The organism is Microtetraspora sp. AC03309 (assembly GCF_020826795.1).
Lineage (GTDB): Bacteria > Actinomycetota > Actinomycetes > Streptosporangiales > Streptosporangiaceae > Microtetraspora > Microtetraspora glauca.
The window spans coordinates 1-393 of sequence record NZ_JADDIL010000616.1; the positions used below are offsets into that span (position 1 = coordinate 1).

Consider the following 393-nt stretch of genomic DNA (forward strand, 5'->3'; position numbering starts at 1 on the left):
CATGGCGAACAGCAGCCATCCCCAGCAGAACATGCGGGCAGAAGCACGCTTGGCCTCCTCCGGGGTCAGGGCGGGCCGATTCTTCTTGCCTGGGAACACCTTCTCAAACCAGTGCAGATGCTCCTCCGTGGAAGCGTTCGCCGCCGGCGGGTGCGACGCAGCTGGCGGTCGCGCCGGCTGCGGTGCGCTCTGGGCTGCGGGTTGGGCCACTGGGTGACCATTGCGGATGGGTGCGTCGGTGGTGACGGTCATGTCGAGCTGCTTCCCTTCATAATGAGGCGGAGCGACGTCGGCGCCGAATGGCCCGAATAGGTTTGCCGCGCAAAGTAAGTGGCGTGCATTTCGGGCGTGATGGCCCGGAGCGTAACAGGTTGGTTGGACACGGTCGATAGA

General features: G+C 64.6%; 1 protein-coding gene. It reads right to left on the reverse strand.

Annotation, left to right across the window (positions count from 1 at the left end; translation table 11 throughout):
- Positions 1 to 252 (reverse strand): hypothetical protein (locus tag IMZ11_RS44625; protein ID WP_228649861.1); only part of this gene is annotated, 252 nt, incomplete at its 3' end.
- Positions 253 to 393: the final 141 nt, after the last annotated feature.